The 7911-nt window shown below is 42.4% G+C and carries 5 protein-coding genes; all 5 read left to right on the top strand.

Annotated elements, in window-relative coordinates; translation table 11 throughout:
• The first annotated feature begins 320 nt into the window (after positions 1 to 320).
• The 5 genes from H8792_RS03670 (at position 321) to H8792_RS03650 (ending at position 7805) form a co-directional block, all read left to right on the top strand.
• A complete protein-coding gene (locus tag H8792_RS03670) occupies positions 321 to 734 on the top strand; it encodes a hypothetical protein (protein WP_185977573.1) in 414 nt (137 codons plus the stop codon).
• 97 nt (positions 735 to 831) lie between these two features.
• Positions 832 to 1236, top strand: coding sequence for a GFA family protein (locus H8792_RS03665; RefSeq protein ID WP_185977572.1), 405 nt, complete (start codon positions 832 to 834; stop codon positions 1234 to 1236).
• 94 nt (positions 1237 to 1330) lie between these two features.
• Complete coding sequence (locus H8792_RS03660; RefSeq protein WP_185977571.1) at positions 1331 to 4114, top strand: AAA domain-containing protein; 2784 nt, start codon at positions 1331 to 1333, stop codon at positions 4112 to 4114.
• A gap of 298 nt (positions 4115 to 4412) precedes the next feature.
• A complete protein-coding gene (ovoA, locus tag H8792_RS03655; protein ID WP_185977570.1) occupies positions 4413 to 6605 on the top strand; it encodes a 5-histidylcysteine sulfoxide synthase in 2193 nt (730 codons plus the stop codon).
• Between the two features lie 12 nt (positions 6606 to 6617).
• On the top strand, positions 6618 to 7805 hold the full coding sequence (locus H8792_RS03650; RefSeq protein ID WP_185977569.1) for a PatB family C-S lyase: 1188 nt from the start codon (positions 6618 to 6620) through the stop codon (positions 7803 to 7805).
• Positions 7806 to 7911 lie beyond the last annotated feature (106 nt).

Genomic DNA, 7911 nt, shown 5'->3' with positions numbered 1-7911 from the left:
TGGCGCTAATAGATTGCCTTGCCAGACCGCCTGCGGCAGTCTAACAATGCAATCAACCTGACCTACCCACCATTCAAAAATTGAAATTTTTAAATAGTGGGGGCGGCAGGTTATCGCCACCCCGTTATGCACTCTGTTTGAACACATAAAATGAGGTTGTATGAAATTCATACAAAGAAAGATTTGTTACGGCAGTAAACTACACTAAAAAGTTGGGGCTTAACCCTGGTGAAACTCCTATTCCATGGTCAAACAAATTATCAATTAATAAAGCTAGAGAAATAATCCATCTTTCCCGAGATATCATCTATGATCTAGGTATGACAAAGTCATCTGATTTAGCAACTAATTGCATAGGCGTCCATTTAGAGCTTCAAAATGCTTTATATCATTTCTTAAGAATAAAATCTTACATAACAATTGGTGATAAATACTGGTCTGACTTTATCTACTGCGAAATGTCTCATGCTTCAATCGAAAAAGAGTTGTCATCACCAGCGATAGGAGAAGACATAAGAGCACACGTTTGGTTAACTCTAAGAGATGGCAGTATTTTAGATTGTACAGGCGAAGCTCATTTAGACTTAATATTTCAACGAGAAGAGCATCCCATTGGAGAAAATATTTTTTTTATTCCTCCCGATAAAGTTATAGAAGAGGGCTATCACAGACCTTTCTTGGTAGGCCCAGAATTTTTGATAAAAGCTGGCGTGTTTACAAACCCAAATGCATAACAATTCACTCAACCCGACCGCGCTAACGCGCGGCCGGTTAGCTTAAACGTTATGTGCATCCAGTCTGCATCAGTCACAATCATGTGGAGTTTAATCTATGAGTATAAAGTCAGGATCATGCCTTTGTGGTGAGGTCACTTTCGAAATAGAAGGTGATTTTGATAATTTTTACCTTTGCCATTGTAGTCGGTGTCGAAAAGATACAGGCTCAGCTCATGGAGCCAATCTTTTTTCTTCTACTGCCAAGTTGAAATGGTTGTCAGGAGTCGATAAGGTCACAAATTTTACATTGCCTTCAACTCAACACAAAAAATCATTTTGCTCAATTTGTGGATCGGCACTTCCCAATATTCAAATGGGAGGTGAACTTCTGGTGGTTCCTGCTGGAAGCCTTGATTGTGATATCCACATCACACCTACCGCTCACATTTTTATTTCCAGCAGAGCAAATTGGGATAAAAATCTTCATACAATTCCTATGATAGAGACTTTGCCGTCATAAGCATAAAAACACATAACAAAGCTAATTCAGCCGTGTGCCAACACGCAGCGGCTCAGATTAGTCGTTAAACCTAGCAGCAGGCTCCTTAAGTCTAATGGAGTTAGAAGATATTGAAACAATGAGTGATATTCCTAGCCCGATCGATGAAAACAAATATCTTGTCTTTCTTAACGGAACGGAAAAAACATCTGAAATCGGAAAGATTACAGATACCGCATCAGTAATAGAAGTTCAGTTTAAAGGGCAACCAAAAGTTTATCGCTACAATAATGACAAGGTGGTGATTAAAAAACTACAGCGAACTCTTGATCCTACTTCTGTTCGTCTATGGTTGGGAAGAAGGTGTTTATTTAATGTCGAAAAGGTCCTTGATTTTGGCGAGTTTATAAAAGTTGTTTTCTCAAACCAAAAAAGGTCTTTGTACAAAAGGGGTGAGCTGCGGATTGAAACGAATACGCTCAAGGAGAACAATGGCAGTACCGAGGTTTTAAATTATCTAAAAGAACTTGCCTCAAGCATGGGGAATCACAACATCAAAGGTGAAAAAAATGATTTTCTTGAAAATCAATACGCCAAGATGGAATTTATTAGTCAAGACAGTGCGCTGTCCACTTACTTAACCCAAGGTAGTTCAAAACCTCTTCAAGCCCCTGAAACTATTATTTTTCCATTTGGATTGAATTTAAGCCAAGAGAAAGCGGTAACTAGGGCATTGGCTAATCAGATCAGCCTTATTGAAGGGCCTCCGGGAACAGGAAAAACACAAACCATTTTAAATATTATTGCGAATTTGCTGCTGCGCGATAAAACTATTGCGGTGGTTTCTAATAATAATGCTGCTACGCAAAATGTGTTTGATAAGCTCGAAAATCATGGACTCTGCTTTTTTGTCGCAAAGCTTGGCAACAAAGTGAACCAGAAAGAGTTTTTTGAGAACCAAATATCAACATATCCGAAGCTTGAGGCCAAAGACCAACCTATCAAACCAACAAATAAAAAATCTTTAAAAAGCAGAATTGCCAACCTAAGAAGAATGCTTGGTGAGCATAATGATTTGGCAAAAGCATTGATGGAGCTCGAAGCCATCAAAATAGAAAAGCAGCATTTCAATAAAATATTTAGAGCACAACTTACTGGCGCTTTCGCTGCTGAAGTTAGCTACAAATTAGATATAGAGAAAATTCTCTCATTCAGATCTGGGTTAGAGATTTTTCAAAACCAAAACCTTTTTAAGAGATTTTTATTCAAAGTAAAAACTTTATTTACCTATCGAGTACAGCTTTTTGGAATTTCATCGAATGCGATCAATGATCTCAAGCTCATATTAGAAGAACGTTTTTATGAGCTTAAAGTGAAAACTTTAAAGGCTTTAATATCCAGTCTTGAAGAGCGTTTGAGAGACTTTCAATTTGAATCAGTTCTCAAGCAATATACAGATGAATCCATGCAGTTGTTCAAACAGCATTTGCTAAAGAAGTACCCTTCCAAACAACATAGGAAGCAGTTCGATCAAACAGCACTGTGGAAAAACTTTGATGATTTTTCGGAAGAGTTTCCTGTTGTTTTAAGTACTACGCACTCTTTAAGAAACTCAACCCAAGAGAGCTTTTTATATGACTATTTGATTATTGATGAGGCTTCGCAAGTTGATTTAGTCTCTGGCGCACTTGCGATGTCGTGTGCTAAGAATGTTGTTATTGTCGGTGATTTAAAACAGTTACCGCATGTAGTCACCGACAGGGATAGAGAACTTGTCGATTTTGTATTCAATCAATATAGCCTCAATTCAAATTATCACTATAGTCTGAGTCTACTTGCATCAGCTTCTAAGATATTTCAGAAGGCACCAAAAACCTTACTCAGAGAGCATTATCGTTGTCATCCCAAAATTATCGATTTTTGTAACCAAAAGTTTTATGGCGGTGAACTGATCATACTGTCTAAAGCTAACAATATTGAAAAACCCATGGTTTGCATCAAAACTGCTCAAGGAAATCATGCGCGAGGGTTGTCTAATCAGCGACAAATCGATGTTGTAAAAAATGAGATTTTGCCGAGATTAACAGCCACTGATCTAGGAATAGTCTCACCTTTTCGCGAGCAAGTGAACAAATTAACCAAGCATATTGATACAGAAACCGGAGTTGAAATCGATACCGTTCACAAATATCAGGGTAGAGAAAAAGACACCATGATTATTACGACAGTCGTCAATAACGAAAATGAATTTGCCGATGATCCAAATTTACTTAACGTTGCGATATCCAGAGCGAAGGAACAGTTGTATGTTGTTGTATCTGATGGCGAAAAAAACAAAAACATGAAAGATTTGGTGGACTATATTAGATATAACAACTTCGAAGTGACGGAAAGTAAAATCTACTCAATCTTCGATTTACTTTATCAAAACTATTCACAGCATTTAAAGAGATACATAGAAAACGCAAAGGTTATTTCCAGCTATAAGTCAGAAAATTTAATGAACGCCCTGATTGAGGAAGTGATTAGCTCAGAACGGTTTTCGAATCTATCTCAAATTCCAAATTATCCCTTACGAAGCCTTATACAGGACTTAAGTTTACTGAGTGAAAATGAGGCTGCATTTGTAAAGGCTTCATCTCATATAGATTTCCTTATTTATAGCAGAGTGAGCAAGCAACCTGTGTTGGCAATCGAAGTCGATGGCGTTGCGTTTCACGCCCATAACCCGACGCAATTAAGGAGAGATGAATTAAAAGATTCCATCCTAAGCAAGTTTGATATACCGATATTGAGATTTGCAACTGATGGGAGTGGAGAAAAAGAAAAGTTATCTAATGCTTTAATAGAGCTCACGGGGAATAAAGATATCAAGAATAAAGGAATGGAATTGACCTAAAGTAGGAATTTCATTTTATTCTGATGCTTTTCTTTTCAAATATATAAATCCCCATTTATTTAATCGAAGTTAATATTAAGTGACCGATCTAGATTTGCTTGGTTTCCGGAGTTTTCAGAAGCCAGCCCTATGATGGCTCTTCTTTTCGCGTTTATGGCAAGATTTTGCCATGACATCTCATTGTCATTTCGAGAGACTAAAATCTATTGAACTTGTGAACCTGAAGCCAAAAAGCGGGTTTTTCGGTAAACTGGTGTTTCTATCCAGGCAGTGAAGATAAAAATAGTAAGGATGTGTTATGCAAAGTCAGGCTCAAAAACAACAGAATTCGACCTCGTCGCTTCCCTTTAAATTAACGCCTTCCGATTTGGTAACCCAGAATATTATTTTGGATAAGGGCGATGTCGCTTTTAAGCGTGCGGAAATCAAGCGGTATTTTAACCAGACGTTTGAAGGGTATGAAAAGTTGTTTGAGACTCTGGTTTCGGATGAGGCGTTTTATCTGCGACCTTGTTCTTTGCGCCATCCGCTGATTTTCTATTTTGGTCATACCGCAACCTTCTTTGTGAATAAACTGACCATTGCCAAATTGTTGCCTGAGCGCGTCAATCCAAGATTCGAGTCGATGTTTGCCATCGGTGTGGATGAGATGTCCTGGGACGACTTGAACGATGCGCACTATGCATGGCCGAGTGTGGATGAGGTTCGCGCTTATCGTAAGCAGGTCCAGGCAGCGGTGAACGAGTTTATCGACACGGTTGAATTTTCCTTCCCGATTGATTGGAACAGTCCTTTGTGGCCAGTGATGATGGGCATCGAGCATGAACGAATTCACTTGGAAACCTCTTCGGTGTTGATTCGCCAGCTGCCGATCGATCAGGTCAAACCGCACGACTGGTTCCCGGTTTGTCCGGATGCCGGTAGCGCGCCGGAGAACGGTGTGGTCAAGGTTCCTGCGGGTGAAGTGAATATCGATCATCAAGACCCGGCGGAATACTACGGTTGGGATAACGAATATGGCGTGCATCATGCCGAGGTGCCGGAATTTAAGGCGGCGGCATTTTTGGTTTCCAATCAGGAATATCTGGAATTTGTCGAGGCAGGCGGGTACGAAACATCTGACTATTGGAGCGAAGAGGGCAATGCCTGGCGCGAATTCACTCCGGACAAGCATCCGACTTTCTGGGTGCAAAAACCGGACGGCGATTCAAGCGCGTGGTATCTGCGCTGTATGGCCGAAGAAATTCCAATGCCGTGGAACTGGCCGGTGGAGGTTAATTCATTAGAAGCGGAAGCCTTCTGCCACTGGAAAGCCCGGACAACCGGTCGTCCGATCCGTCTGCCGAGTGAAGACGAATATCTGCGTTTGCGTGAACACTCTCAAGCTTTGGACCATCAAGGTAAGGCGAATATCAATTTACAGCAGTATGCGTCTTCAACGCCGGTCGACCAGTTCCGCAGCGGTGATTTTTACGACGTAGTCGGCAATGTCTGGCAATGGACGCAAACGCCGATTTATCCGTTTGACGGCTTTAAGGTGCATCCGATTTACGATGATTTCACCACGCCGACTTACGACAACAAACACAATATCATCAAAGGCGGCAGCTGGATTTCGACCGGTAACGAGATTAACGGTCATTCGCGTTATGCTTTCCGTCGCCATTTCTTCCAGCACGCCGGTTTCCGCTACATTGAATCGGATGCGGAAGTGAAAACCCATTTCTCCACTTACGAAACCGACGATTCGGTCGCGCAGTATTGCGAATTCCACTATGGCGAAGAGTATTTCGGCGTGCCGAGCTTTGCCAAAAGCTACGCGCAGATTGCCATTGAAGCTGCCAAAACGAATGCGGATTTTGCCGGTCGAAGCGATCTGAAGGTTTTGGAAGTCGGTTGTTCGGTCGGTCGGGCCAGTTTTGAAATGGCGCATTATTTCGATTCGGTATTAGGATTGGATTTCTCCGCGCGATTCATTCGTATTGCCGATCAATTGAAAGAGCAGGGTCATGTGCTTTATACCATCCCGATGGAAGGTGAAGTGATGGAGTTTAAAGAGAAAACTCTGGCCGAATACGGTTTGTCTGATGTAGCGCACAAGTGCGAATTCATGCAGCAGGATGCGGTGAATATGAAGCCGATTTTCCAAGGCTATGATGTTATCGTGGCGGTTAACCTGATCGACCGTTTATACGAACCGGCGAAATTCCTGCGTGAAGTGCATGAGCGACTGAATGAAGGCGGTTTACTGGTTCTGGCTTCGCCTTATACCTGGCTGGAAGAGTTTACCGAAAAAGAGCACTGGCTGGGCGGATATAAAGATGAAGGCACCGGTGAAAACGTGATGACTCTGGAAGGAATTACCGAAATTCTCGGTGAGAATCTGCAGTTGGTGGATGGGCCTTTCGAAGTGCCGTTTGTGATTCGTGAAACGAAGAGAAAGTTTCAGCATTCGTTATCGGAATTTACCATCTGGAAAAAGTCTAAGTAAGTATCGGAAATTATGGACTTAGATCAACTAGACCAGCAGTTTGACCGCGCCGCTTTTGAGGCCGAGAAATATGCGCTGAGAGAAGCCTTATTCGGCACCGAGGATGTATTGCCGATGTGGGTGGCGGATATGGATTTGCCGACGCCGCCATTTGTGATTGAAGCGATTCAACAGCGTTTGCAGCATCCCATTCTGGGTTATACCCATACCTCGGATCATGTCTATCAGTCGATTGCCGACTGGCAGGTGCAATATGGCTATGAAGTGCATCGAAAGCAGATCGTTTTTACTCATAATGTCGCCAATGGTTTTTTTCTTGCTGTCCAAGCTTATACTCAGCCCGGAGACGCCGTTCTGGTACAACCGCCGGTTTACCCGCCGTTTCTTAAAGCGCCTGAGCTGAATAACCGACGAGTCATCGAAGCGCCTTTGATGTTGCAGAACAATCGCTATCAGATCGATTTCGATGCGTTTGAAAAGGCAATTGTCGAGCAGCAGGTCAAACTGTTTCTATTTTGTCATCCGCAGAATCCTTCCGGCCGGGCCTGGCAAAAAGACGAATTGCAGAAATTGGCAGCGATCTGCTTAAAGCATCGGGTGATTGTGGTCTCCGATGAAATTCACGCCGATATGACGTTTCCGCCAAACGTTCACTGCCCGATGGCGAGCTTATCTCCAGAAATAGCGCAAAACACCGTGACGCTATCTTCACCTGGAAAAACCTTTAATCTCGGCGGTTTGCAGATGGGCTATGCGATTATCGCCAATCCGCAATTGAAAAAAGCTTATGTTAAAACCGCCAATTCGGTGTCGATTCACGATTGGAACCTGTTTGCTCAGATTGCCGTTCAGGCCGCTTATTCCGAGGAAGGCAAGCTGTGGCGGGATAATTTATTGGTGCATTTTCAGCGTAACTTTGATGCCTTGGAAAGTTTTCTTGCCGTTCACATGCCGAAAGTGAAAATGATGCGGCCGGAAGCTTCATATCTGGTTTGGCTGGATTTTAGAGAACAGTTCGGCACCCATGCAGAATTGAAAAAATGGCTGATCGAAGAGGCTAAGTTAGGCTTGAACGACGGCGAAAGTTTCGGTGGTCAAAGTCAGTCGGGAAGCGGTTTTATGCGCATCAATCTTGCCGTTCCAACGACAATTATGCAGCAGGCTATATCACAACTTCGGAACGCATTAAGCGTGATATGAGAGGAAGTAGAGCCAAGTAGAACCGCTCTGGAAACTTTTTTGTTTGCCATCTCGTCCGAGCTGTGGCTAAAATGAAATCAGTCTTATTAAATAAACAACTATGAGG

Source organism: Thiomicrorhabdus heinhorstiae (assembly GCF_013391765.2).
GTDB classification, from domain to species: domain Bacteria; phylum Pseudomonadota; class Gammaproteobacteria; order Thiomicrospirales; family Thiomicrospiraceae; genus Thiomicrorhabdus; species Thiomicrorhabdus heinhorstiae.
This window is presented reverse-complemented; position numbering and strand designations above follow the sequence as displayed.

What these genes read in the sequence shown, in the direction of transcription:
- H8792_RS03670 (WP_185977573.1), top strand. Translation starts at nt 321, where the DNA reads ATGACAAAGTCATCTGATTTAGCAACTAATTGCATAGGCGTCCATTTA.
- H8792_RS03665 (WP_185977572.1), top strand. Translation starts at nt 832, where the DNA reads ATGAGTATAAAGTCAGGATCATGCCTTTGTGGTGAGGTCACTTTCGAA.
- H8792_RS03660 (WP_185977571.1), top strand. Translation starts at nt 1,331, where the DNA reads ATGGAGTTAGAAGATATTGAAACAATGAGTGATATTCCTAGCCCGATC.
- ovoA (WP_185977570.1), top strand. Translation starts at nt 4,413, where the DNA reads ATGCAAAGTCAGGCTCAAAAACAACAGAATTCGACCTCGTCGCTTCCC.
- H8792_RS03650 (WP_185977569.1), top strand. Translation starts at nt 6,618, where the DNA reads ATGGACTTAGATCAACTAGACCAGCAGTTTGACCGCGCCGCTTTTGAG.